The organism is Mesorhizobium waitakense (genome assembly GCF_056431085.1).
This window is the reverse complement of record NZ_JBWKME010000155.1, coordinates 16036-42126: the sequence shown is the minus strand read 5'-3', so window position 1 is coordinate 42126 and position 26091 is coordinate 16036. Positions and strand designations below refer to the sequence as shown.

Below are 26091 nucleotides of genomic sequence, written 5' to 3'. Positions count from 1 at the left end.
TTTATGACCGATAAACACGGCGCCACTGCGCGCTCGGTCGCGACGCGAACGGCGGCTCTCCGGTTGCCTGGAACTTTACCCAGGCGCGGCCAGCCCATGGACAGCGCTCCCCGGCATCCGCAGGAAAGCATGCAAAGCCGCCACGGCAGAACGAGGCCGCGCTCGGCGACAGCATCAAGACGACGGTCAACATGCTCGGCCATGATCTGAGGGACTTGCGCGATCGGGCAATCCTGCTCTTGGGGCTTTGCGGGCGGCCTGCGCCGTTCTCGTCGCAGCCTGGATCGGGATGGTTGCTGACCAGACCTGTCTTGCAGCCACCCTCGAACGGCTTCGGCCGCATCAGGAGAGGGCCCCCCTCTTCCGGCAAATCTTCAAGGACAACAAGACCGTCGACGTCGAGCCGCTCTCCGCAAGCATCTCGAGCAAACCGCACTCGCAGCTGGCGTCCGCTCCGATCTCCCGGAAAAGGAACGTGGGCTGCTCTTCTCCGCACACTCGCTGCGCGCCGACCTGGCCTCCTTCGGCCGACATCGAGGAGCGTTACGTCCAGAAACAACGTGGCCACGCCTCAACCGAGATGACGCGCAAATATCAGCGGCGGCGCGCCCAATCTCGCTAAAGGCGTCGGGGCTCTGACATCACCTTCCTTTCCTCTCACCAAAAGCCGTGACGTTGCGAAGCAAGGGGGTGGCTTTGTTTTCGTAACGCGTTATGCTAAACTAGAAGCATGGATACACCGAAACACCCGCGTGGCCGCCCCCGTCAACCAGATGCGCTAACGCCGGCGGAACGACAGCGCGCCTATCGTGCGCGATTGGCTGCTGCCGGCAGGGCAGTTCGTGTGCAGCGTGTCATCGAAGATGCGTTCGATTCAGAGACACAGCTTATCGTCGAACGCGCCTTCTTCGAGGAGCAGCGGCATACTTTACATAACGCGTTACTCAAAATTGAGCTTCTTGATGAAGACCGCGCCCGGCTCGACAGGCGAAATGCCTATTTGGAAGGCGAGCTAAAGCGGATTGAGCAACGGCACACCATCTCACTGAAGGAGATCGTCCTCCTCAAGCAATCGCTGGCCACCAAGAAATAGCGCGGTTTGCAGACTGCCGCTCGGCGGTGCGATCGGTTCCGGGCCAACCTCACCAAGGCGTCTGGGCTCTCCCGCCCAGAGCCGAATTGGCGCAGTCGTGGCGTGCGGATTTTCAGCCTAGCGTTTCAATTGAAATCCGGAAGCAAAACCGACACAAACTGTTCAGTGCCCCATGGCCTGAGCTCTGGCTTTCTCACGGAACCGCCAGACGTGGGATCCCGCTGGCTGAGGCAATGCAACAGCCCCAGCACCGCGCCGTGCAACAGTCCTCGCACGATTACAACGACGCCGAGCAGCAAGTGGGGCACTCGGCGCGGCTGATCGTGTAGCGACCATCGGCAACGTCAAAAATTTCGCGCTCGGATCAACCCGTCATCTTTGCCGTCACCCCGTTCGTTCGCAACGCCGCCATCAACATCGGTCCCACCGAAAACTCCCCTGCCCTCGCCTTTTCGGTCAGCACGCGCAGATATCCGCCGGCCGAGTTGATGTGCTGGGAACGTTGCAGGATGCAGGCGATCACCACGGCAGCCGTCTCCTGGCCCATTGTGTGGCAAGCATCCTCGTAAGCCGACGGCGAGACCCCCAGGTATCCGCGGACCTGGGCCGCAGTGATCATGAAATCGCGCCAGCTGCCAATTCCCTCCACGGCATAGTCGACAATGTCGGGGCACGCTTTCAGCACAAGGCCGAGCGGATAGCCTTTCGGCTTCCCGTCGGGATTTGGCTCTGCCCGCGCCGTGCTTTTTTCCAAAGCAGGTTCAAATTCAAAAATAGAGTCGGGATTTGAATATGATTGCTGCCGCTCGTTTTGAGACTCACTGCCGCTCGGATTCGTGGAATTCATGAAGCTTTCCAGCAGGATGTCCACTTCCTCGTGCAACGCGGCCAGACCGCCCACGATCAGCTCCATCTCGCCCAGGGATGCCCGACGCGGAATCGCCTCCACAACAGCGCGGAAACGCCGCCACAGGCCGCCCCAATCGCCTGGCATATCTTCCTCCACGGCTGCCTCGATCAGCTTTTGAACATCCCTACGGTGCAGCGTAATCCGTTCGCGCATTAGCCTCAGGGCCTTGTTGTCGGCGCGCACGCGCTCGGCGGCCGCTTCGAACTCATCAGCACGGGCCAGTAGCGGGGCGAGAGAGAAGCCGAACGCCTCCTCAATGTCCCCTCCCCTCCCCTTGCGCGCATAGCGCTTGCCGTTCGGACTGTCGCGTCGGATGACCAGGCCGCAGCCCACAAGGGCTGCCAGGTGCCGCCTGAGCGTAGCATCAGGCATCCCATGGGCTCGCAGCGACAGCTGTGCATTGGAGGGGAACACGATCAGGCCGTTCTCCTCGCTCAACTCGCTGTCCGGATAAAACGACAGCAACGCGTTCAGAACGGCCAGAGAGCGATCGCCGACCCCGACAATGCTCCTGCCCTCGCAAAGGTTGCGGTAGATATGCCATTTCTCGACGGCCTTGCCGTCGGGGATTTCCTTCGAGTCATTCTGTGCCGCCAACATGGCAAGCGACATCGGCCGCCGCCCAAAGGGCGTCGTTGCAATACCCGTCTCCATTTTCTTTCACCCTCGATTAGGCAAAAGAAATCTGCTCGCCAAAACGGCGCCACGACTCTTGACAGTGATTCGGGGAAATGCGATTCTCAGCTTGCGACAGACGAGAAGGGCTTCCGCGACGGTGACGTTCGGGGGCCTTTTTCTTTTGCGGTTTCAGTCTCCTGTTGATGTCCTCTCCGACTCTCTGAACGCCTCATAAAGGTTGGCCAGATTATCGGATATCCACGTCCCAAAGCGGCGGCCGTCCATCTCCTTCACGGCGATCGTGATGGCCTTGCCTGCCTTTTTGACGCTGACGCTAACTGATTTGTCCTCCGCGACCCAGGATTGTGCTTGGGACTTCACAGCTACCTTGCGAACCGGCTTCCCCGTCGCATTCAGGGCTGCTAGTAACCTTTCGAAGCGGTCGCTGCTTTCCAACTCACCGAATTCTGGCTCGGACAAGATTGCATTAACCATTTCGGATTTCTTGCCGGCGAGCAGAGAGAGCTCGACCCACCGCTCGCGGCCTACAGACGTAGCTGATCCGATCTTGCCGATCACAGATGCCGGAATTCTTGTGACAACTGATACCATCTTCGAGACCGCAGCGGCGTTCGAGGCCAATGCTGACGAGATAACATCTCTGTCGTACCCCAAATCCTCAAGGCGCTTTGCGAACATTGCCTTCTCGATGAAACTAAGATTTGCCCGAGCGGAATTCTCCTGACCCTGGGCAATTACATGGGTCTTGTCGTCGATCACCTTCACGACCGCCCTCACCTTCCGTCCCAGTTCACGAGCGACTCGGACTCTGCGATGGCCGAAGACGATCATGTAGCGGCCGTCGGAGCCCGGATGCGGACGGACAAGTATGGGAGAATCCTGCCCTCTTTCACGAATCGCTTCTAGCAGCTCTTGGTACTGTTCCTCGTCGTCGCCCATGCGGTCGGAAACGAACGAGCCGTCGACTGCGCTTGGGTCGAGTTCGACGACATGCTCGCCTTCAAGATATGCATCCGCTTGCTTAGCCAACTCGTTGACCGATCGGATCATGGATTTTGACGCGCCGCGGATCGGATATGCCGCGGCGGAGGCAGATAACGCCCGGTCGCCGGTCTCCGCTTCTACGAGGCCTGCAAGAAGATTCTTACGTGCCATGTTTTACCTCCAGGTAGTGCGTAGCCCATTGAATACATTCGGAAAAGACCCACTTTTGTCTGCAGACAAAGTCAACGCCCCCATGCTTCATGAATCAAGGCTACGATTTCGCCATTTACGACGTCCAAGGCTTCCATTGCCCGCTCATATGTTGAACGAGTCATCGCATTCTTTTCGACTTCGTATAGGGTCTGCTTGGTAATCCCCGCATCGGAAATCGCCGTTGATTTCAGCATCTGGTTCTTGAGGATGAATTCGCCGAACAGCGTATGCAGGAACGCCACCATCTGCGCTTGCGGCTGATCCGTCGGCTCGAAACGGGTAACAAGATAGCGATACCACTCCAAATTCACCTCGGCGCCGGCCGCTCTGATCGGCTCCAGGATGTTCCCGAGCATCAGCAGAAACTGGCCCATGCTCATAACATCGAGCATCTGCGGATGGATCGTGATCAACACTGAGGTGGCCGCGGTCAGTGCGGTGATCGTCAGGTAGCCAAGCTGCGGCGGACAATCGATGACTATGACATCGTAGCGATCATCGACCTCCATCAATGCCTTCGAGATGCGCGTAAAAAACGCCCTGCCCACGTTCGAAGACTTGTCCGTCATTGCCAGAGGCGTGTCGTATTCGAATTCCTGCAGCTCTAGGTTCGCAGGGACGATATCCAAGCCCGGGAAATTCGTCGGCTTGATGATTTCCGAGAGAGGCACCTTCTCGTCGTCATAACGAATCGCATCATAAAGCGATTTCGTGTGGTCGAGTTCAGGTTGGAACCCATACAACGAAGAAAGCGACGCCTGCGGATCGAGATCGACAGCAAGGACACGGTGCCCGGTAAGCGCAAGATATTGGGCGAGATGGGCAGCGGTAGTGGTCTTTCCGCTGCCACCCTTGAAATTGACCACAGCTAAAATCTGAAGCCTCTCGCTCGGCCGCCGATGGGGAACATACATGCGGGCGTCAGATCGACCGTACTGGTCGAGATACTGGCGCAGCTCAAGCATCTGTTCAGCGCTGTACGAGCGCCTGCCCGACGTCGAGGTTTCAGGCACCGGTCCCTTTCCTTCCAGATGCAGTTTCTTCAGATGGCTCTGGGAAACCCCCAGATAGGTCGCAACCTCCGCCAGCGAGAACGAACGAAGACTCTTCTTTGCGTGGGGAGGGAAGCGCTGCATCGAAAGCAGGTGCAATTTCTTCGATATCTGGTCGCCCTGATCGAGGATGCTTTTCTCGAACAGCAGCGGGATTTTAATAGGAACGGGCGAACTCACGTTCATTCGATAGATGCCCTCTAAAAACGATTTTTGACGCAAAGGCGCTAAGCAACCGTCATTATGTCCGATTCGCTCGCCCGGGCAAGAAATTTAAAGTTAACAAAAGCTTAATGGTCTCGGGATAGAATCACCCAATGATTCATACAACTGAATATGCTAGACAATTCGGCGATTTTGTCTGCGGACAAATGCTGTTTACCCAGGCGTCACGCAGCAGTTCTTATCGGTTTACCTGGCGACCTTCACCGCCGCCTGAGCGTGGCAAATGGTCGTGACATTGAGCTTCTGACGAATAGCTGCAGATGAAAATCGCCGGAAGCTGACCCGACATTGCAAATCGACCATGTCATCTTCCGTCTCCCTTGAAAGAAGCTAAGCCAGGCGTTTCAGCTGATAGCGCGGAGGAGAGAAGGCAGCGCTCGCTAGCTCGTCGCCATCACGATAAAAGCCAAGCATCAGGACGGAATGGTGGGGACCATTTCGCTCACCAGACGAAATGGAAATAGCCGTCGTCTTCCCGATCCGTCGAAGATGGTTCCCGAACAGATGCCAAGTCGCGTCTCGGTGAGACCGCTTCGAGGAAAGGGCTGACGCTAACTACCTTCTCCAGCGACATAGAGGGGAGTCTTTCAGAGCGCGGATGCTCTTGGTGAGATTGACTCGAAAACGGTCACGCAGTCTCTGAAACTTGCGTGTCATCTCCGTCGAGGCGTGGCCAAGCTGCTTCCTCACATAGTGTTCATCAGCTCGGCGGAGGACGCGAGGCCTGCGCGCAGCGGATGGCCAGAAGACCTTTGGCCGCGCTCGGAAAGATCCCGCGCACACCGGCGGCAAGGCCGCGCGTTTGACCAGCCGCGCCACCTGCTGACCGTTCAGCCGATCGGCTCCCAACACTTTGCCCTGACCGGTGACGCGGCGGGAGGGGCCATGCGCAATACGGGCAAGCTTCAGCCAAGCCTACAGGGCGACGACCGGGCAGGCGGCGACGGACCAGCACGCCCATGTCTGGAAAGAAATTCAATCGAGCGCGGCCGTCCTCGGTTTGATCGCCCGCAACATCAAGGCCGACGATTTCGGAGCGACGCAGCCACCGGCGAAGCCTAAAAGCAGCATGGCGCGGTCGCGCAGACCGCGCAGTGTGACGTGGTCGAGCGTTTCCTGCACGGAGAGAACATCGTCGCGCAGGATGGCTTCCCTTTGACGGGTCGGGGAGGCGTGTTTGTTACGGATGCCGACGAGCACGGTGGCGATGCCCGGTCGTTCCGGTCGAGCGGTTGACCGCGTTGTGTATAGTTCCAGGTCAGCGACGACACAGGCGGCGCTCGATGGACGACACCGACTTGTTGTCCCTTGCCGATCCCGAGGCCTAGGGCCGTGATGTAGACGCCGACGATTTGTGGGTCCGGCGGCTGCGGATCAAACGACTGACGCCGGCAGCGGGCGCAAAAATGCCTCCAGTCGGCCGCATAGGCGCGACGGGTGTTTGCCGAACTTGCTGCCTCGATATAATCGCGCACGGTCGGCTTGATCCACGTGCCTGCTAGGGCGGTGGCAACAGCCTAAATTGGTTGTCCCTGAGCTTGAAAGCTGTCGAGAAGTGCCATATCTTTTGCACAAGAAATATGACTCTCGATATGGTAGGGTGAATACCGTGGCCCATGCACTCAAGATCCCAGAGCAGAACGGACCTCTCATCTTGTCCTACATGGACCGGAATGGGAAGATTGCGATCGAGCAGGTCGCGGACGGTTTTGGCATGTCCAAAGGCCAGTTAGCCCAGACTGCCGGTCTTGCGCGCGAGACCCTTTACCGGTCAGAGCGTAGCGCCACGGTAAAGACCCAGGGGCGTCTGCGGGAAATGCTCGAGATCATCAGCCGCGTAACGGATTGGGCGGGTGGCAAGGAGCAGGCGATGGCTTGGTATCGGGCTCAGCCGCTTCCAGCATTTGGCGGACGCACCGCTGAGGCGCTGGTGAAGGACGGCAAGGCCGCAGCGGTCCGTGATTATCTCGATCACATGGCCGTTGGCGGGTTTGCGTGAGGGTCGTCAGAACCTGCTACCGCGCACACGATCCACGTTGGGCATTCAAGCCGACTTCCGGCGAAGGAGCGGCGATCCGAGGCGCCCGATTCAATCCCAAAGGCGTGCCGGCACTCTATCTGGCACTGACCATCATGACTGCGATCAAGGAAGCCAACCAGGGCTTCGCACAGCGGATCGATCCGTGCGTGCTTTGCTCCTATGAGATTGATTGTGACGACATCGCGGATCTGACAACGCAAGAGGGGAGGGGAGAGTTTTCTGTGACGCTCGAAGAGATGGCCTGCGCCTGGGCAACTGCTCTCAGCGACGGAGAGCGCCCGGCGTCCTGGTCCATCTACGACCGGTTGCGACCTCGAAATATTGCCGGCATTGTGGTCCCAAGTTTCGCGCCGAGCGCCGAGATGGAGGATCGCAATCTGGTCCTTTGGGACTGGGGTCCGGATCTGCCGCACAAGGTAACCGTATTCGACCCGAGCGGCCGGTTGCCGAAGGACCAGCTATCCTGGCGATAACGCATTCTCGGCATCCGAAGGGCAGGGGAGGGCGCTTGCGCCCTACAGTCCGCTCGCCTTGGTGAGATTGACACGGAAACGATCGCGCCGGCGCTGATAGCGGCGAGTCATTTCAGCCGAGGCATGGCCGAGTTGTTTTTGCACATAGCGCTCGTCGACTTCAGCCGAGGAGGCAAGCCCTGCACGCAACGAATGGCCCGAGAATTTTGTCGCGCGATCGCCTTCGGACAGGTCGCCGCGGACACCAGCGGCGAGAGCGGTGCGCTTGACCAGCCGCGCCACTTCCTGGTCGTTGAGCCGCACGGCGCCGACCGTCTTGCCTTGGCCGGTGACGCGCCGGAAGAGGGGACCATGGGCGATCCGCGCCAGCTTCAGCCAGGTCTGCAGGGCGACGACGGGGCAGGTGGCATCGGCCGAGCCGCGGCCGATTTCGACCTCGCGCCAGCCCGTCTTTCCGCGCAAGGTCACCAGCACGCCCTTATCAAGAATTTCGATCCAGCCGGAAGAATCCTCGGTCTGGTCACGGCCGACGTCGAGACCGACGATTTCGGAGCGGCGCAGGCCGCCGGCGAAACCCAGGAGCAGCATGGCGCGGTCGCGCAAGCCGCGTAAGCCGGCCCGGTCCAGCGTTTCCAGCATGGCGATCAGGTCTTCCGGCAGAATGGCTTCCTTTTGCCGGGGAGGGGAGGCGTGGCCGTTGCGAATGCCGGCCAGCACGGTGGCGATATGCCGGTCTTTCCGGTCCAGCGGCTGGCCACGCTGAGAGAAATTCCAGGCCAGCGACGACAGACGTCGCTCGATGGTCGAGACGGCGTTCGGTTTTTTGTCGCCCGTTACCTTCCCGGACGCGCAAGCCGTGATGTAAAGGCCGACGACCTGCGGATCGGGCGGCAACACATCGAGGTGCTGGCGGCGCGCCCAGGCGCAAAAATGCTTCCAGTCGGCGGCGTAGGCGCGCCGGGTGTTGGCGGAGCTTGCTGCCTCGACGTAATCGCGGGCGCGCTCGGCGAGCCCTTCCAGATGAGCCGGAAGGCCAGAAATTGGCTGCGCGGCCGGTGCCGTGTTCTCCCCCGAAAAGTCGTCTGACGGCTGTCCCATGGCGAGCACGACATCGATGATATCGGGAAGATCGTCGGCGACCGCCTCTGCTGGCGAATGATCGATGACGGCGGCCGTGCTGTGGGACGGTGCGGAGGTCGGGTCGACGTGTTTTTCCGAGTTCTGCGCGACGAAAATGGCCATTTCTCCTATAGATCGGAAAACGAGCGATAATGCAACATTATCATTCGTTTTCTTGCTCCGACAGGCTGTGCGTTTTGGCGCAAAAATCGTGGCGCAAAGCGCACGGCCACTTTACCCTCCAAAGCATGATTCGCCTCGATCCCCTCAGCGCCAGTGCAATGCCCGCCCGCCCCGCCGCGCCGCCGACCGTTCCGGCCTGGGCGGTTGCAAGCGCCGGCGCGCCGAGCGACGGCGACGCCGCCTTCCGGGCCGGCGCCGCCCTGGGTGTCCTCGATACGCTGGCCCGCGCGCAGCCTGCCTGGGCCGGCGTTTGGCGGCAGCGGCTGGCGCTCGATTGCGCCGCCGCCAGCATGCGGCTCGCCGGCCGCACCGAGGACGCGGCCGCCTTGCGCGACGCCTGGTATCTGCGCCAGGCCGGGGCCGACCCTGGACCCGCCGGCACCATCTTCAGCGCCTGGCGGCAGTTGGCCGGGCAGCCGCCCGTCGCTACCCCTGACCGGCTTGGCAAGATACTCCACCAGCTGGGCTTCCATTGGGATGGCGGGGCGCTGGCCGCGCTTTGTGAACACATCGACGACCTGGCGCGCTCGCCGCGGCCGGCGCCGTTCGCCGCCGCGGCGATCGCCGCGCACGTCGTCGCCATGCGGCCCGATGCCGAGCTGTTGGCCTGGTGGCTCGCCGACCTGGTGCTGGCGCAAAGCCTTCGCTGGCCGCGGCCGCTGCCGCTGTTGATGGCCCAGGTCTTTGGCCCGGCTTTTCGCGGCGAGGCCGGCCGCAAGCGCATCCGACCGGAGGGACAAGGTTTTGAGCGGGCGGTTTGTTGCGCCCTGGTTCAGGCGGCAGCCGATGCCTGCCGGCTGGCCGCTGAGCTGTCGCGACGCGCCGAAAAGCTTCTCTCCGTCACGCCAAAACTGCGAGCGAAAGGCGCCAGCGACGCGATTTTGCTGCTCCTGAATGAAGATGCCGTCGCCGGATCGCTTGTGACAAAGAACCTGTCGCGCTTTGCGGCGCGGCGACTGTTCGAGCGGCTGCGACAACTCGAAGCGGTGCGCGAGCTATCGGGCCGCACCAGCTTCCGGCTTTTTGGGCTTTAGCGATGAGCGAAGCGTCTGCCCGCCGCAAACCGAACGACCAGCCGGCCCTTCTCGACACCGAGCTCGACCACCTGCCGCCAGAACTGCGCTGGCGCGAATGGATGGGCCGCGTCGAAGCCGTGATCTTTGCAGCAAGCGAACCGGTGACACGTAGTGTCCTCGCGCGGGTGGTGGGGAAGAACTGCAATCTCGAGCTGGTCATCGACGACATCCGCGCCGAACTCGCCGGCCGCCCTTACGAGCTGGTGTCCGTCGCCGGCGGTTGGCAGCACCGCACCAAAAGGTTTTTTGCCGACGTCATTCACACCGCCTTCGGCACAGCAGGGCAGGGGACAAAGGAACTGTCGCAGTCGGAGGCGCTTGTGCTGATGTGCATTGCCTATTTCCAGCCGATCACGCGTGGCGAGCTGTCTTCCTTCTTCGGCAAGGAAGTGTCGCGGGATCTGATCGGCGTGCTACGGGGACAGGAGCTGATCGCCTCGGGGCCGCGTAGCCCGAAGCCGGGCGCCCCCTACACCTATGTGACGACGAAGACTTTTCTGTCGCAGTTCGGGCTCGAGACGCTGCGTCAGCTGCCGGATTTCGAAGCGCTCGAGGACGCTGGGCTGCTGTCGAAGGAGAAGCTACTAGCGGGCGATATCATGCCAGATTTCTCCGGTTACGACCGCGAGCGCGTGGGAGACTAGCCGCATTCTCCTGGCCTGAAGCCTTCGGCCGAATGGAGGTGCGGTCGATTGCCTGAGCTATCTGAACTGCAACGGTCGCTTAACGGACAGCGATATGGCCGTGCTTCCAGCGGGCTTCGCTTTGGCCACAATGCGCAAAACCGCGACACTGTGATGATAGTTTTTGAACTCCCCAGCTAAGGCATCGTTCGCAAAATGCGTCGATAGCTGTGCGTCTTTAGAATACGCGATCTCCTCTGGATCGGTATCGGAATTTCCGATCGGGTAGCATAGGTATGGCCTTCTCAGAGGCTGTTGAGCCCGGCGCGATTGTCCTAGGGCCGGCCGGTGGCGAAATCATACGAGGTTGCGTGAAGCTCCGGAAAAGGCCACGCATCAACTCACGATTTTGGGCGGAAGCGCTCCGAATTGGCAGTTCGACCGATAAATTGACAGCAAGTTTGATCGTAGTGGAAGGGGTGCCACGAGGAATATTTGGCGAGGGCGGCATACAAACCGTTAGAAGAAGTTACGTCGTCGGTGCGTATTGCGCCCGACAGCAGGCGGTTATAATTTCGCCGCCAAGGCATAGTGCTGCTCTGGTCTGCTGAACCAAGCCAAGAGGGAAGGCAAGGCGTAATGGTGGAACATCTCGACGCTCTGGTTCCGGCCTCGGGTGGCGAGCATGTCACTATCCTTGTCGGGCCGAACGGCGCTGGCAAAAGCAACTTGTTGAAGGCAATCGCTGTCGAGCTTCGCGCGGACCGCGACCTGGCCGTCATCTGCAACACTGCATACGACCGATTTTCTGGCATGCGGGGTGTCAAACGCGTTTCGGCGAGCCGCAGCGGCCGTTCGCCCAAGGGCATCGTCAAGAAGGCGATCGCGCGTACGATTGACGAGCCCAATTCCCACTTCTATCAGATCGGCAAAACTCTTGACTATTGCGGATATCTTTCTCGCTTCGGCTTCAAAATAGAGGTTGGAAGCGGACCATTTCCGCTGCCGGAAGAAGTGGATCTGGATCCTAGCGACTACGATCAGTGTCTTGCTTTTCTCAAGCGTCATAACGCGAACGAAATACTGTGGATTGATCCCAACAGTCCTGTCCTTGAATATTCGCTCGCGCGGGAGTTCGCCACGGTGCTTCGGTTCGAGGACTGGCTTCGCAGGATGGGCATTCTCCGCGAGATCCAGGTGTATTTGCAGCGCCATAATGGCCAGGTCATCGAGTTGTTGCACGCAAGCTCGGGCGAGCTTGCGCTCATTTCCTCGCTCGTCTTTTTGATTACCGCGATCGCAAACAACACGGTGGTCCTCATAGACGAGCCCGAAAACAGCCTCCATCCAAGTTGGCAGCGCGAATATGTCGACAAAGTGCTGAACGCCGCGGAATACCGCGATGTCAAAGTCGTCATCGCCACCCACGCGCCGCTGGTTGTGACCGGGGCGCTGACGAGTTTTCCACATCTCGTGTCTGTATTTCAGATCCAAGACGGCAAGCCGAGCCGTCTCCAGTTATTGGGAACCGCAGGCGGCGGAAGCATCGAAGAGATCCTATTGCGTGCCTTCGAGGTGGTAACGCCCGCCAATCACTATGTCAGCCAGCAGCTCGTTGGCGTCGTCACCGAGCTCGAGGAGGGCAAGATCGGACGGCAGCAGGCAATGCAGGCAGTTAATGATCTGGCCGAGCGCAGCTTCGATCAAACGCAGCAGAACTTCTTTGGTGCGGTCCGCGAACTGATCGACAGGGTCGACGCCGAGACGCGAGGGGGCGTCCGCGAGAATGGTTGACGCATATCTTCCAGCACTCGACACGTTCGCACTCGATGCTGGCGAATCTGCGGTCATAGCAGAGGCAATGAATGCACCGTCGCCTTGGGATTTCGCGCCGCCGAGCGATGCGGAAGCCTCAGCGCTCAAGAGTGCCAAGGAGAAAATCCTAGCCTACCACCTCCAGCGCCACGGCGGAACCTGCTGCTATTGTCGTGTCAATCTCCACGGTGCAGGCCCGTTCATGACCGATCGGGAACATATCCTTCCCAAAAGCAAGCCGATCTACAAGCCCTACAGCTTTACCATGTGGAACCTCGCGGCAGCCTGCAAGCGCTGCAACATGCAGTTCAAGAAGGCGGACGCCAGCTTCGTTGTCGACAAAACTGATCCCATTAAGCTCCAGTCAAGCGGGAACTATCTCTTTGTGCATCCCAATTTTGATCAATGGGAGCAGCACCTGACGCGTCTGGCGGTGCAGGCAAATACCAAAAATATGGTGATCATCCTGCGGAAGCCGGGTTGCGGAAAGGCGGACTTCACCCATGGCTTCTTCAACCTAAGCAGTCTTGAGATCGACAGCTTCGACCAAGCCCAGGGCCTGACGACGCAGGCCGAGGAGAGCAAGGCCGCGGTAGAGCTCCGGAAGCTGGCAGTCGCGTATGGGCAAGCGTTCGTCTGAAATGCTCGATTAGGTCTCGACCTGGGATGCTGTCCGCCCGGCTTCCAGACTGATGCTAGCCTCATTCACTGGAAATAGAGCCGCAATTATGCAATAACCATTGTCTTGCCGATCGCCGATTAGTTCTGGTCGCGCAAAAAATATTATTGTCATTTTATGTAGCTGCGACAAGCAGCGGTAACGGAGGGGTCCATGAATGACGAGTCCCGGCCCAAGCGGTCATGCGGAGCTATGATCGAATACCATCGACTTCTGGAGCAAGATCCCGGATATCGATCTCGAATTGTGGAAATAGAGCGGACGACGCAACAGCGCATCGCGCGCATGAGCGTCGATGCCCTGAGATCAGTCACGGTGCCTGTTGTTGTTCACGTTGTATACAAGAAGGCTGCAGATAATATCAGCGATGCCCAGGTAGCCAGCCAGATCGACGTTCTCAACGCCGATTACAGCGCCACCAATACTGATCTGCCGGAAGTGCCCGCGCCGTGGAAGAGCCTGGCCGGAAATGCGAAAATCAAGTTCAAGCTCGCCAAGGTCGACGCCGGCGGCGCTCAGACCACCGGGATCGTCAGGCAAAAGACCGCCGTGGATGGGTTCGGCCAGGACGATGCTGTGAAGTTGACCGCCAAGGGCGGTTCCGACGCCTGGGACACGACGAAGTATCTCAACCTGTGGGTTTGTGACCTCCAGGGCGGCCTGCTTGGCTATGCGCAGTTTCCAGGCGGGCCGGCGGCCACCGACGGCGTCGTGATCCGCAACACTGCATTTGGCACGGTCGGGATCGCGGCGGCTCCATTCAACCTCGGCCGTACGGCAACGCATGAAGTCGGCCACTATCTGAACCTCAGGCACATCTGGGGTGATACGGAGGATTGCTCGGGATCGGATCTGGTAGCAGATACCCCGCGCCAGCAGCTGCCGAACTATGGTGAGCCGAACTTTCCCCATATCTCCTGCAACAACGGCCCGACCGGTGACATGTTTGTGAATTACATGGACTATGTCGACGACAAAGCTATGTTCATGTTCTCGGCGGGGCAGGTTGCCCGCATGAGGGCGACCTTGGCAGGGCCGCGCAAGACTCTAACCACGGGCGCAGCACAACTGACGTAATGGCGGAAAGCAATAGTACGGCGCTGCAGAAGCAGTGGGTACATTCCCATGAGGAGGATAGCCCGGACCGTCTCGTGTTCAGGCCGGGCTCATGGAATTTTCCGCCATCCCGGGGCCGTCGTTCATTCAGCTTGGGACCGGGCGGCCGCCTGCTTGCAGCAGGCCCCGGTCCCGATGACAGAACGAGCCAAACAATTGGGGCCTGGCGCCTCTTGCCCGGTGGTCTAATCGAACTCGATCAGGACGGAAAGGTAACGCGGCTGAAAGTCTTGAGCCTGGCGCCCGACAGGCTCGAGATCAGCCGCTAGTGGATTGATTCCAACGCTTGGTGCCCGCGTTTGACCGCTGCAATGATCTCATCGGGGTCTGCTTTCCAGACGAATGGCCGCGGTTCGTGATTGTGCTCAGTCATGAAGCGGTTGATTGCCGCCTGCAGGTCGACGACGGAGTGGAAGACGCCGTGTTTCAGTCTGCGTCGTGTCAGTTTGGCGAAGAAGCCCTCGACAGCGTTGAGCCATGAACATGATGTTGGAACGAAGTGGAAGGTCCATCGCGGATGTCTTGCCAACCAGGCGCGGACCTTCGGCTGCTTATGGGTCGCGTAGTTGTCGAGAATGACGTGGACTGCCTTATCCTTCGGCAGTTGCGCCTCAATCACGTTGAGGAAACGGATGAACTCCTGATGCCGGTGTCGCTGCATGTTGCGGCCGATCACCGAACCGTCGAGAACGTTGAGGGCAGCAAACAGGGTGGTGGTCCCGTGGCGCTTGTAATCATGGGTCATCGTGCCACCCCGCCCCTTCTTTAAAGGAAGTCCTGGCTGGGTGCGGTCCAGCGCCTGGATCTGGCTCTTTTCATCGACGGAAAGAACAATGGCATGGGCCGGCGGCGAGACGTAGAGCCCAACGACATCGTGCAGTTTCTCGGCAAAGGCCTTGTCATTCGACAGTTTGAAGCTGCGCCAGCGGTGCGGTGCAAGACCATGCTCGTGCCATATCTTGACGACCGAAGAGGCCGCGATCCCCACCGCCTTTGCCATCGCGCGAACGGTCCAGTGTGTGGCCTCTTGCTTGGGCGTTTCCAGCGTCAGCGCGATCACCTGATCGACCAGTTCGGGATCGAGTGGCGCAATGCCTGGCGGGCGGCTCTTGTCGCGCAAAAGGCCATCCACGCCTTCGGCCATAAAACGCTCCTGCCATCGCCACACGCAGGTCTTCGATTTGCCGGTAGCCTCCATAATGGCCACAGTTCCCAAGCCGTCATCGCTCATCAGAATGATCTTCGCCCGCCACGCATGCTTCTGCGGCGAACCGTGCTTTGCCACGATGGCTTCGAGCCGAATCCTGTCGGCGGCAGTGACGTCAAATGTAATACCGGTGCGCATGCCCGATCGTCGCACAAGCGAAAACCGATGGGAATCCAACATCGGACTCTTTTGTCTCGATCAATCCACTAGATAGCGACCTCCCAATCCACACAAAGGTCACCCCTCATTGTAAAGCCGGCGGGCTCGGTATCAGCGTCACTTCTTGCAAGCTTGGTCTTTCCAAGGGCCGCCATGAGCGGTCCGCGCGGTATGCCCGGCCACTGGGTAACCATGCCCGTCGATACGAATGCGGTGACGTTGCCGCCAATCACCGACTCCAGCAGCTCCTTTGGCGTGCCGTTGTGACTGCCATGGTGGGACACCTTGAGAACCGTTGTCCTCTTCATCAGTTCGCGCACTTCGTCTTGATCAAGCGCTGCCTTCCAGGTGCCCCACTGGGCGTCGCCGGCAAAAAGCAGGAACTGATCGCCGGCTTCGATCATGATCATCAGGCTCGTGTTGTTGACGGCATTGTCGATGGCCGCGGCAAGAACACTGAAATCCGGGTCCTCGGCCACCTTCTCGACCGCCGCTTTGTCTTCAGCGTTGAAGGTCGTTGTGGGTGCCTGCTCACGGAATTGCACCTCGCTGGTGCGCCAGATCGGCTCGCAACCTGCGCTTGCATCATCTTCTGTCGCCGGTTCACTGGCTGGCGCAAGGTAGGCAGCACCAGACGGCGGATCCATGTTCGCAATCACCTTCTCGTCCCGGCTTGGACCCAGGATGTGGAATTTTACGCCAGGCAGGTTCGCCAGCGAGTAGCTTTGCAACGAGGCCGCGGCATTGCCATCCGCCGCTTTTAACGGCAGAAAACGCCGCTGCGGGTTACCTGCAAAACCGCCGTGCAACGTCGACATGGCCTGTTCGTTTGTCAGCGAGTTCAGCGCGAGAGCAAGCTGTGCATCCCTTTCTGCGCGAGATGATTTCTTCGTCAGCGGAGTCAAGTCCGCACTGACGCCTGGCGATATGGCCTGACTAAGCGCCATGGCGAACGCCGATTGTCGGTTGCGAATACGGGTCGCATCCGGATCCGTCGGGTCCTCGGTCCACGGCATCCATACTTCGCCCACCTCGACCGTCTTCCAGATCGGGTTGTCGAAGCCGCTCACATGGTCCTTGTGGCGATGGGTACACACCACGAGATCCAAAGTTGCCTTATTGTTTGTGGTGCAGGTTGCGACAACGTCATTGGCGATCCTGGCAATTTGGGCCTTGGTTTTGCTAAGGCTTCCGCAGTCGAACAACACGCGGTTCGGCGTCTGCCCGGACCAGAAGGTGACGAGGAAACAATCGCCAAAGCCGACCCGATACATGCGTATGGAGATACGATCGACCATATCAATATCCCCTGTGTAGTCCGCGCAGATTCATTCGCGCGGCCATGCGAGCTTTCTGCTGTTCCTCGGACATGTACGGGTAGAGTGAATCATGCGCGTCGAGCTGACCCACGAAGGTTCTTTGTTTTTCAAGACGCGCAGCAGCTGCGTCTTTTGCCGCTTGTGGGAGATCGGCGCCTGGAAGTGGTTTCGCTATGGCGTACCGCACCTTACCATCCACGCCGACAATGATGGTCGTGCCGCCGCGCTTTAGGATCGGGATCCCCAGGAGCGCATCCTTTTCCGCGTTGCGGTCGGTTTGTACGAACTGGGCAACAAGTTCGATCAGTAGTCGCCCGCTGGATGCCACTCGAAAGACGGCGTTGAAGCCAGACACCGCGATCTTCAACTCAGGGCTTAGAAGGAGCTTTTTCCTGTTGGCTTGCGCATACGAGCTGAGGGCCCAGGCAAGATTTTTCGAGATGTCGGCGCCCGGCAGCGGTGGAACCGTTTCGTCCTCGTCGTCTGGAGCAGAAAGACCTGGCCGGCCCGATCGGGTGATCTCGTCTTCACGGATGCGCTGCGAAAAGCGATCCGCCTCAATTCGCAGGAGCTGGGGCAGCAGATCCTGCAGGCTGTCAGTTAGCGGCGGCAGATCTGTAGCGGCTGGCCAGCGAAGTGACTCCTCGGCCAGCGATGTAACGCCTTCGGGATAAATCCCGCGACGGCGGAACCCTTCTATCAAGGCCGAACGCTGTCCCCACGGATCGTCAGGGTTGAGGTCGAAATCCGCAGTCACCACTGCCCTGAGATAATCACCGAACGTGATATCGACAGGCGGCAGATAGTCGAAGGCCCTGATGCACATGTCGAGCTGACGTTGCGCGGTTCTCGACGCCTCCAATGCCACGAGCCTTGCCAGGTCAGCCTGGAGATCGCCGGCGGGCAGCTCGCCGCTTCCACCGGTCGCAATCCTCACCAGATCGCGGATGCGGGTCCGATATGTCTGGAAGAAGCCATCGAACACGGCGGCAACCAGGATGGCGCCACGGTCATGGACTTCTGTCGTTCCCGCAAGTGTGGCGGAAGGATCGCCGAGCGCTGAGCGCAACGATTTCCCGCGGCCGGTGGCAAAGCCGAACTGGTGCGCAAGTTCAATCAGCACCGTCGGCTGCTGCAGGTCGCCTCGTCGGCGTTGGATCTCTCTGTCGACGAGGTCCGGAAACGAAAAATGCTGGAACAGCGCCACGATGTCGGAGAAGCCTTCGTGAAAGGCAAGCACGTCGGCATTGGTGGGTTCAAGGAAATAGCGCCTGAGACGATCGACGATCGCGTGCGTCATCTCATGGGCGATGATGTCGTGGCTGAGGCAGGTGTAGATCTTCTGGGCAGGAATGTTGGTGCCCGCGTCGCCTTCAGCATTGAAATAGCCGAACAACACCGCGTGGAGGTCGCGGTCATAGAAGGCATTGCGGCCTCGGAATGCGTGCGGCAACAACCGCAGTCGCGTCAGCCGTGTGCCCTTGGCCAAATCTATCCGGCGGCCCAGAGCGCGATCGAAATTCGACAAGGTTCGTGAAGCTACCGCGTATACCATCTGCTGGTGAAAGCGAGGGTCAGCCTCCGAAGGATCCAAGCCGCCTTGCATCAATATGGCAGGGTCCTCAAGGTTGACAGCATCATAAAAAGTCTTGGCGTGCCCGTCGTAGTCGACGACCTCAAGCCGTTCACCGATCGGGCCCGCCTTCAGCGCTTCGTTCTCGACCGCGATGGTTATCTTCAGCGCTTCCTCGTACCCTTTCGTGGGATCGGTCGCGTATATTTTGAGCGGTCGCGTGGAAGGCCAGGCAATTGGCTGCATGATCGAAACCCCGTTTGGAGCCTACGAAGAAGGCAAGTTAAGTCTCACCAAAGGAAGTCAAACAAATAATTCAAGCGACAGATCGTTTGCGGCAGCCGGCTCATTTGGTGCATTTCACAGAAGTGCTTGGCCGGCTTGGCATCAGGTGGCCGGCACCGACGGTCAGGGTAGCCGGCCAGGCCGGTGCCGACGCAGGACCCCGGGCGTTCGCCAGGCGCAACATCTCCTCCGCGATGGCGTCCTTTTCCCAGTGGCGACCCTTGCCCTGGCGCACGGCGCGCAGACCCGGCCCGAACACTATCCATTCCAGGCGATGCTGGTTGACGGTTGCTGGACCGTACCCAACCCCGAGCTCGAGCGCTTCTGCCACAGGTGCAAAGGAATTCAGCATCCGTAGCAATTGGCACCCGCCACCGAATGGCAGTGATCTGTCGCGGCCATAGGCCAGCAATCTATCAGCCGTGTCGTAGTCAGGGTCGTAGGTGATGCCCGCCAGCCGCACGCCCTCTGCACCCGTGCGCGAGGCGATCGATCGCGCTAGGTCGCCTAGTTGGCTTACGATGTGGGAACATCTCTGTGGATTCATGCAGCGGGTGTAGAAGAAGGCAATGAGACCGGCGCCTTCGCCGAGAACATCCCGCAGCGTCCGTTTAAGACCGTCCTGGTTCTCGACCTGCAAAGGCCCGAGCCGCGCCAGGTCCGGCAGCTCCGAGACCGTGCTCGAGGGTTCCGTCTGACAGCAGCAGCAACCGGCACTTGCTGTGGAAGCTGACGCGGAGGAAACGCGGTTGCTCAGCTCATCGAGCGCGCGCGAAATCTCGCGAACGGCACTTACGCCGCCCGGGCGAGGCGGGTAATTGACCAGATCGACCAGCCGGTCCTCGACGCTCAGTCGACGCTGCGCGGCGCTGAGCAAGGCAACACTGCTCGACGGTGACGCACCGGCCTTGCGCAGTACCGTTGCAGCGGCCGCAAGCGAAACCGCGGCGCGAGCTGTTTCCAGGTCGGCAAGCGCGTAATCTACTATCCTGTTGGCGAGTCCGGCGCTCGCTGCTCGCACCATCACATGCGCTCGCAGGCTCTCTGCTTCCGCCGAACTGCGCCCGGCATAGATGGAATGCCCCTCGCTCAGCATGGCGATGAGGTCTTCCGCGTTGAGTGGGCCGTCCAGCGCGGGCAGCATCACTTGTCTTCGTCTCCAAGATTACGAAGCCCCCGGTTCATGGTTGACCCGATATCCTTGCTGCTATCGGTGTCGAGCACACTGCGGGCAGCGGCTTTGAATGCACCGGGCCGCAACGCGCGCAAGGCGACAGCTCCTGCGCGGCGCACCTGCGGATCCTCGTTTGGATCCCTTACGAGGCTTTCCAACCTGTCGGCCGCATGCGGGTCTGATCCAAGCACCCGTGCTGCCTGCTCCCTCAGTTGCGCTGGGCCGTTGTCATCCAGGATCCGATGGGCAAGCCGGGCGGCCGAGCCATGGTCGTGGCGTGCAAGCATCTCAAGCGCGGCGGCAGGCGCGACAACCGCTGGCTCGGAGCCTTCAAGTCCAGCAATCAGAACACGGCCGGCAATTTCGTCTCCAGCATTTGAAAGATAGTCGATTGCGGTCCGGCGCAGCGCATCGGGCTCATCTCGAGCCGGCGCGATCTCCTGCAGCGTGGCGACAAAGGCTGGTGAAACGGGTGCAAACTTGACGACGTCGAAGGCGCCGGCCTGCAATTCGTAGAGGGCGCCGATGCGCTGTGGTTCACCCGCAGTGTGGTCGCGCAGAACGCCAAGCGCCGCGTCCCACGCCTCCGGTCCGCTTAGCGTTTGCATCGCGCCCGAGGATCTTCGGTTGCTGGCGTTTTGAGCATGCCTTTGAAGTTGTGCTTCGACCTGGCGGCGGTATTCTCTGACTTTCATGCGACTGTCTCCACCGTCTCTAGTTCAAACGGGACGTCGTCATAGCTGAAGCCAAGGCTTCGGCCGGTGTAAATGCCGTGGAAGTCAATCATGTCGGCCACACGCGGGCTAGGGGTTCCCGGCATTGTCGCAAAAGGCGAAGGCGGGAACCCAGGCCTTGGCGGGACGAAGCTCGGCCTCGGCGGGGTTCTGTCCTGGTTCCACGGCCACATCGTGTCGCCGAGCCGATGGCCGATATTTCCGCCTCCGTCCGGCCGGCTCGAGCCGAAGACAGAATAGGAGCTCGGATCCTCGGCGTTGCTGCGCCGGTTCAACCACTGCCAGCGAGCCCAAAGCCGGTCGACGTTGGTGTGCAGAAGGAAAAACAGCGGATCCCTGGCGGCTGTCGGCACCGAGTTGATTGGGCCATCGAAGCGTATATGAGCCGCACCATGGGGCGATGCCTCCATCTGCCGGAAAGCGGCATAAAGGGCAGCGGCTCCGCCAAGCGCGAATGTGTCCTGCTCAGACAAAACCGCGGGGATCGATCCGCCTGGCAGCGTGACTGGCGTTGTTGGCGGCTGCCTTAAGTCCCAGCGCGGTCGCCGCGAAATGCCAATCATCCCGTCGGTGGTCCAGAACTCAAGCGGGTGGCCAGCTGGAAAGATAACGGTGTCCGGGGCATCAGCCTCGGACGACGGCGATCCGAGGAACTCGGCCGCGAAAATCGAGGGCGCAGCCTTGTCGAAGCGCCAATAGGGCAACGCAACGGTCGCGTCGATCGCTTGTAGCGACCGCTCTAGATCAAGCACATAGGCTCGGTGCCACGGCAAAAAGCCAGCTGCCCCGTGTGCCTCCAGTGACGACTCGCGCACATGCATGTCGCGAAACGCGCGGAAGGGGCCAGCTCCAGCGTCATTCAGGGCGGCAAGCGCCTCCAGGAAGCGGTCGCGCTCGGTAGGCGTCAGCGCGGTGGCATCCTTGCGAACCCGGACCATCGCCTTTCGACTTCCAATAACCTCCCCGGCGTCGGTGACGGCTTCAACGCCAGCATCACCGTAGCTGGCGCTGGGCGAGAGGAATGCGCCGGCGATCCAAACTGTCTGCGGGCTTCCATCAGATGCAATCTGGAGACTGATTTCGGCGTCGTCAGACTGCGTGAATGATCGAGATAAGACTACGCGACCGCCGCCATTGGATCCGGCGTTGCGAAGCTTGACACGATGCGTTGGCACGCTCCCATCAGCTTCTTCGAGCCGAACAGTGGCCTTGACCGGCGCCCATGTGAGGAAACACCGACCGCTACTATCTGCACTCTCGATATCGATTATGGCCCGCATAGACTAAAACCCAATCACAAGGGCAATGAAGTACGGACTGTGTTTTGCAAGTATGGAGCGAGGCTAGCATATTTTGTTGCGGGCTGGAACAACTCGCACGCCAAAATGACGAGCGTCCCGCCGCCAATCAAGGTGCTTGCACATTTTTGAGAAGACTTACCAGCGGCCGCGGCTTGATCGTCACAGCTCGTCGGCTACCGCTCGCGTTGCCGCATCTATTGAAGGCCGGGAGCGTTGCCAGGCTCGTCTGGTTTGGCGCCGCATCGCATCAATATCCCAGGACGGATTGCAACTCCCTGGCCGCCTCACTGATCCTGCCGGGAGGCGAGTTCATCAACCCCGGCACCACAATATTGCGCAGCATCTTGGTTTCCTGCTTGTTTATCAGCCAAGCGTTGCGGTCCAAAGCGAACGTGATGAGCATCCGTTCCAGATATCGGATGTCATGGTGTTTTGTCCGCGTCGGCCTCGAAAACGTGGAAAGCCCAGTACGTGCGTAGAGGTAGAGGTACGGCCGGCCACGCTTTCTGCTGGCAAGAACGCTGTTGAACTTGCGAACCTTATCTTCAGTCAGGCACTCCTGTCTGAAGGTCTGGCGCTCGGCCTTGCCGACATACCAGGGAACGGCTGCCCGGCCCGACTGGAGTGCGAATACGCAGCATCCGCATGCATCCGCAAGTCCTGGAATCTCGTCTTCGACTTCCGACCAGAAGACGGCACGCTCCCGATCTTCCAGAAACAGGAAATTGTCCTCCGAACGCGTGAGTTCAAAGGGTCCGTAAGGACAGTATCGCACATCGCCGCTCCCCCAAAAAATAGTCGCCCAAAATGCTATCTACCTTTTCGGTACTCGACCGTCCAGTCTGCCGCCTCCCCGATTGCATGAACTGGAACCTCGCCACCGCGCGGCCCCGACTCCGCATTTGTCCGCTGCATTGCCTGGGTTCTTCCGCCCCAGTTCTTTTTGGATCGAGAGAATTGCACTTCAAACCAACTTTGTTACAATTCTTGCAACCTGGGGGAATCAGCACAGTGCCGAAGAATATTGTTGTCTGTTGTGACGGCACAGGCAACGAGATTGGCGTGAACATGTCAAACGTGCTCAAGCTCTACAGGGTGCTTGAGAAAAACGGCGGGCAAGTCGCCTACTACGATCCTGGCGTCGGAACTTTGGGCCAAACAGCCACCTGGGGGCGGATAAGCCAGGACGCCAAGGGCGTTTTGGGTCTTGCTACCGGCTACGGCTTGGATAGTGACGTGCTGGAGGCTTATCGCTTCCTGGCATCCCACTACGTTGATGGCGACAGGATTTTTCTCTTCGGCTTCAGCCGCGGCGCCTACAGCGTGCGGGTATTGGCGGGGTTCATTTTCCTGCTGGGCCTGCTGCAGCCCGATCAACTAAATTATGTCGGATATGCCTTTGCGGCATACAAGCGCGCGGCCATGGATCACGAGAATCTTTCGGTGGCCTGGCATTTTCGCCGGATCGTCGGCGGCAGGACAGTGCCCATTCGATTCGTCGGTGTTTGGGACACGGTGGCATCCGTGATCGTTCCGCGTCCAGATCGCTTCTACGTTCCAAGCCTGCAGTCGCTTCCCTACACGTTGCAGAACCCAGGCGTTGAGACGTTTCGGCAAGCCATCGCCTTAGATGAATGCCGGCGTATGTTTCGTCTGCAGATATGGAAGAAGGACCAGCTATACCGACCCGACCGCTTTTCGACATCGGATCCTCCCATGCAGGACGCTCGTGAGGTCTGGTTTGCCGGCTCCCATTCAGATGTCGGAGGCGGCTTCAGCGAGAAAGAGAGCGGTCTGTCGAAATTTCCGCTGCGATGGCTAATCAAGGAGGCCGTCCAAAGCGGGCTGCAAGTTGGTGCGAATATGGTCCATCATCTCGTCGAGGGAGAACCAACCCAGGGCGGCGGACACACCTACGTAGCCCCTAACGCCGGCGCACGCCTCCATCCCTCGGCAACCGGTGCCTGGCGCATCCTGGAGTGGCTGCCCAAAAATGAAAAACGACGGGAGTGGCCGGGGCACCATTCGCTCCTTGGCTTGTACCTGCCGCGTTGCGAGCCCCGTCTCGTTCCGGACGGTGCTCTGCTTCACAAATCCGTTCTTGATCGAATGGCGTTAGTGAAGACCTATGAGCCGCAAAATCTGCCAAGCAAATACGAGATTGTCCAATGATGCCAACACCCGCGGCGGCCTCTCCTTTGGCCATCTCGAAGGAACATTGCGCACCCTATCTATCCGTTTCCCTTTACAAGGCCAGCGGTGGGGCCGGTGTCGCGCCGGTGGCGCTGCTTGGCGCCATTCAGGACGTCGCGAAGGAGTTCGCGGGAAAAGCAAGTCTGAGCTTTCCTGATGCCCAAGGAACCGTGGTTGAGGATGGGACGACACTCGCATGGACTCGCTATATCGACGAGCGCCCGCCAAGCTGGCTCGTCGACGGAGATCTCAGGGACCGGGTCAATCATCTGATCGTGGTGGCAAGGCGTGAGACACTTTATGCGCTGGCGTTCTCGGATAACGGGCTCAGAAGCGCGATTGCAAAGAAAATAGCCAGCGCCCCGGCCGGCCCCTTGTCTTCGATCAGCCGCTTGACGCCAACCGAGATCAACAAGGCCTTTGTCGAAGGCCGGGTCCGTACGCTTTGGCTGACGGGTACTCATCGCCGAACCGCGATAAAGCCGGACTCAAAGATCCTTTCCGGTTTGGAGCTTGAGTCCTCGCTCGATCCGCTTGGGGATCAAAGCTATTTCTTCAGTTCCGTTCGGAGCACCGTTAAGCTGTCCGACCAACTCAGCAGTGTCGTTGTCGGTGCAAGTCCGAGTGCTGGCAGGATATGGATTGGTCCCAGCAGGACCTGGGATGAGTTCACTACCGGTCTCAATCTGATCTTGCGACGGGCAGCCGACTATATGGGCGATGCTTCTCGTTCCGACACTCCGATTCCAATTGTCGCTTCACCCCTAACCAGCCTGACAGGCGTCGAGCGCGCTTACGATACCGCCATCATCGTGCCCGAACTGGTTCACGACGGCGCGCCAGACGCGGCTAAGGATGAATCGCGATGGCTGCAGCAATTCCAGGATGCAGCGCGCTTTGAGGTTACGGCGGCCCCCGGAAGTCCGAATTTCGAGGCCGACGTCTATTGGGGCAATACCAAGATAGGGCGCCTGTCTTACGAATTCGATCAGAGTTCGCGGGGCGACGTTCGAGTGAAAATAAGCAACGTCAAGGAGCACGGTGTTAAAATTGCGGAAGGCAGCATTTCGAAGGAGCAGAAAGCTGAAATTCTGAAAATCTGCCGGGATGCCGATAACATCACGGTCTATTTCGACACCGGCCACACATTCTCGCGCGGTCACATATACGAGACCCGGTTTCGAGATGCCAGATTTAGCAGTTGGGAATGGGTTCCTATGTGGTCCGACGATACAAAATACTGGCAGGAGAAGCCGCTGGATGGAAAGCGTTTTGCCGTTGAGAACACAGGCAATGATAAAGACAAGTCCTTGTTTGGGCTGATTGCTCGGCACTGGCCAAATCTGAAGGATCGCGGCCCGCAAACCGGCTGGCTGGTTTGTGACGACGGCGCTGGTGAATCGGCAGACTTCATCCACATCGATGACACGGCGAAACGTCCGGTGCTGACCCTTATCCATGCCAAAGGCAGCGGTTCCGACAAGGACACTCGGGACATATCGGTTTCCGACTACGAAGTGGTCGTCGGACAGGCCGTCAAAAACCTGCGTCACGTCGATCGCGGTCTCCTGCTCGGGAAACTCAAAGCAAATGCCGGCGGAGTTCTGAAAAACGCCGTTTGGCACAACGGCAAGCGGCTCAAGGACAGGGACAGCCTCCTTGCCATGCTCGGCCGCCTGGGATCCGACTTGACGACAAAAGTGGTTGTGCTGCAGCCTCGCGTTCGTGAAACGGTGTTAGAAGGCATCCGCAAGAAAATGGATAAGGGCAAAAGGACCGATGCTGGTGTTCGCAGGGTTCAGCAACTGGATGCGCTCCTGCTAGGGGCGCGGGCGAATTGTCTTTCCCTGGGCGCGGAGTTTGTCGTCATCGCCGACGGTGATGGGGCAAAATGATTTGGCTCAC

Annotated in this window: 21 protein-coding genes and 3 pseudogenes; 12 read left to right on the top strand and 12 right to left on the bottom strand. The window is 59.6% G+C overall.

The features are described 5' to 3' along the window. Window positions 1–7 precede the first annotated feature (7 nt). From AC07FD_RS29505 to AC07FD_RS29495, 3 genes and pseudogenes are all read left to right on the top strand, one after another. A pseudogene (locus AC07FD_RS29505) lies at window positions 8–622 on the top strand (site-specific integrase); the annotation flags it as partial. 108 nt (window positions 623–730) lie between these two features. Continuing rightward, window positions 731–1093 (top strand): hypothetical protein, encoded by a 363-nt coding sequence (locus AC07FD_RS29500; protein ID WP_379101726.1) that lies wholly within the window; start codon window positions 731–733, stop codon window positions 1091–1093. A 171-nt stretch (window positions 1094–1264) separates the two neighbouring features. Continuing rightward, window positions 1265–1422: pseudogene (locus AC07FD_RS29495) on the top strand (integrase); the annotation flags it as partial. Window positions 1423–1457: 35 nt separating this feature from the next. Here the strand turns inward: AC07FD_RS29495 and repC are convergent. From repC to AC07FD_RS29475, 4 genes and pseudogenes are all read right to left on the bottom strand, one after another. Then, the gene (gene repC, locus AC07FD_RS29490) at window positions 1458–2657 is read right to left on the bottom strand and encodes a plasmid replication protein RepC (protein ID WP_478352707.1); all 1200 of its coding nucleotides are present in this window, start codon (window positions 2655–2657) and stop codon (window positions 1458–1460) included. Window positions 2658–2810: 153 nt separating this feature from the next. Further along, on the bottom strand, window positions 2811–3797 hold the full coding sequence (gene repB / locus AC07FD_RS29485) for a plasmid partitioning protein RepB (RefSeq protein WP_478352706.1): 987 nt from the start codon (window positions 3795–3797) through the stop codon (window positions 2811–2813). Between the two features lie 71 nt (window positions 3798–3868). Further along, complete coding sequence (gene repA / locus AC07FD_RS29480) at window positions 3869–5077, bottom strand: plasmid partitioning protein RepA (RefSeq protein WP_478352705.1); 1209 nt, start codon at window positions 5075–5077, stop codon at window positions 3869–3871. 594 nt (window positions 5078–5671) lie between these two features. Beyond that, window positions 5672–6603 (bottom strand): annotated as a pseudogene (locus AC07FD_RS29475) (tyrosine-type recombinase/integrase). 122 nt (window positions 6604–6725) lie between these two features. Here AC07FD_RS29475 and AC07FD_RS29470 point away from each other — a divergent pair. Both AC07FD_RS29470 and AC07FD_RS29465 read left to right on the top strand, forming a co-directional pair. Next, entirely contained in the window at window positions 6726–7115 is a 390-nt protein-coding gene (locus AC07FD_RS29470) for an MbcA/ParS/Xre antitoxin family protein (RefSeq protein ID WP_006339603.1), read from the top strand. Further along, window positions 7112–7630 (top strand): RES family NAD+ phosphorylase, encoded by a 519-nt coding sequence (locus AC07FD_RS29465; RefSeq protein WP_095203386.1) that lies wholly within the window; start codon window positions 7112–7114, stop codon window positions 7628–7630. Before AC07FD_RS29470 ends, AC07FD_RS29465 begins: the two co-directional genes overlap by 4 nt. A gap of 42 nt (window positions 7631–7672) precedes the next feature. Here the strand turns inward: AC07FD_RS29465 and AC07FD_RS29460 are convergent, their stop codons facing one another. Beyond that, on the bottom strand, window positions 7673–8872 hold the full coding sequence (locus tag AC07FD_RS29460) for a site-specific integrase (protein ID WP_478352704.1): 1200 nt from the start codon (window positions 8870–8872) through the stop codon (window positions 7673–7675). A 125-nt stretch (window positions 8873–8997) separates the two neighbouring features. Between AC07FD_RS29460 and AC07FD_RS29455 the strand changes: the two genes are divergently transcribed. The 5 genes from AC07FD_RS29455 (at window position 8998) to AC07FD_RS29435 (ending at window position 14202) form a co-directional block, all read left to right on the top strand. Then, on the top strand, window positions 8998–9966 hold the full coding sequence (locus AC07FD_RS29455; RefSeq protein WP_478352713.1) for a DUF1403 family protein: 969 nt from the start codon (window positions 8998–9000) through the stop codon (window positions 9964–9966). Window positions 9967–9968: 2 nt separating this feature from the next. Continuing rightward, window positions 9969–10652, top strand: coding sequence for an SMC-Scp complex subunit ScpB (gene scpB, locus AC07FD_RS29450; RefSeq protein ID WP_478352703.1), 684 nt, complete (start codon window positions 9969–9971; stop codon window positions 10650–10652). A gap of 618 nt (window positions 10653–11270) precedes the next feature. Beyond that, complete coding sequence (locus AC07FD_RS29445) at window positions 11271–12425, top strand: AAA family ATPase (protein WP_478352702.1); 1155 nt, start codon at window positions 11271–11273, stop codon at window positions 12423–12425. Then, window positions 12418–13086 (top strand): HNH endonuclease, encoded by a 669-nt coding sequence (locus tag AC07FD_RS29440; RefSeq protein WP_478352701.1) that lies wholly within the window; start codon window positions 12418–12420, stop codon window positions 13084–13086. Before AC07FD_RS29445 ends, AC07FD_RS29440 begins: the two co-directional genes overlap by 8 nt. A 192-nt stretch (window positions 13087–13278) precedes the next feature. After that, window positions 13279–14202 (top strand): zinc metalloprotease, encoded by a 924-nt coding sequence (locus tag AC07FD_RS29435; RefSeq protein ID WP_478352700.1) that lies wholly within the window; start codon window positions 13279–13281, stop codon window positions 14200–14202. A gap of 304 nt (window positions 14203–14506) precedes the next feature. On the opposite strand, the gene AC07FD_RS29430 is transcribed toward AC07FD_RS29435, so the two are convergent. The 7 genes from AC07FD_RS29430 to AC07FD_RS29400 form a co-directional block, all read right to left on the bottom strand. Then, window positions 14507–15586 carry an IS630 family transposase gene (locus tag AC07FD_RS29430; RefSeq protein WP_478352699.1) on the bottom strand — a complete coding sequence of 360 codons (1080 nt, stop codon included), beginning with the start codon at window positions 15584–15586 and terminating at the stop codon, window positions 14507–14509. Between the two features lie 68 nt (window positions 15587–15654). Then, entirely contained in the window at window positions 15655–16905 is a 1251-nt protein-coding gene (locus AC07FD_RS29425; RefSeq protein ID WP_478352698.1) for a ComEC/Rec2 family competence protein, read from the bottom strand. A 1-nt stretch (window position 16906) separates the two neighbouring features. After that, window positions 16907–18745 (bottom strand): hypothetical protein, encoded by a 1839-nt coding sequence (locus tag AC07FD_RS29420; protein WP_478352697.1) that lies wholly within the window; start codon window positions 18743–18745, stop codon window positions 16907–16909. 100 nt (window positions 18746–18845) lie between these two features. Then, window positions 18846–19928, bottom strand: a complete 1083-nt coding sequence (locus tag AC07FD_RS29415; RefSeq protein WP_478352696.1) for an SCO family protein — start codon at window positions 19926–19928, stop codon at window positions 18846–18848. Then, window positions 19928–20653, bottom strand: a complete 726-nt coding sequence (locus tag AC07FD_RS29410; RefSeq protein WP_478352695.1) for a hypothetical protein — start codon at window positions 20651–20653, stop codon at window positions 19928–19930. The genes AC07FD_RS29415 and AC07FD_RS29410 overlap by 1 nt, the downstream gene beginning before the upstream one ends. Then, the gene (locus tag AC07FD_RS29405; protein ID WP_478352694.1) at window positions 20650–21972 is read right to left on the bottom strand and encodes a tyrosinase family protein; all 1323 of its coding nucleotides are present in this window, start codon (window positions 21970–21972) and stop codon (window positions 20650–20652) included. Before AC07FD_RS29405 ends, AC07FD_RS29410 begins: the two co-directional genes overlap by 4 nt. 268 nt (window positions 21973–22240) lie before the next feature. After that, window positions 22241–22768, bottom strand: a complete 528-nt coding sequence (locus AC07FD_RS29400; RefSeq protein ID WP_478352693.1) for a hypothetical protein — start codon at window positions 22766–22768, stop codon at window positions 22241–22243. A 236-nt stretch (window positions 22769–23004) separates the two neighbouring features. Between AC07FD_RS29400 and AC07FD_RS29395 the strand changes: the two genes are divergently transcribed. Together AC07FD_RS29395 and AC07FD_RS29390 are read left to right on the top strand one after the other, a co-directional pair. Beyond that, window positions 23005–24165 (top strand): DUF2235 domain-containing protein, encoded by a 1161-nt coding sequence (locus tag AC07FD_RS29395; protein ID WP_478352692.1) that lies wholly within the window; start codon window positions 23005–23007, stop codon window positions 24163–24165. Next, window positions 24162–26081: a hypothetical protein gene (locus AC07FD_RS29390; RefSeq protein ID WP_478352691.1), complete on the top strand. Its 1920-nt coding sequence runs from the start codon at window positions 24162–24164 to the stop codon at window positions 26079–26081. The genes AC07FD_RS29395 and AC07FD_RS29390 overlap by 4 nt, the downstream gene beginning before the upstream one ends. The last annotated feature ends 10 nt before the right edge of the window (window positions 26082–26091 follow it).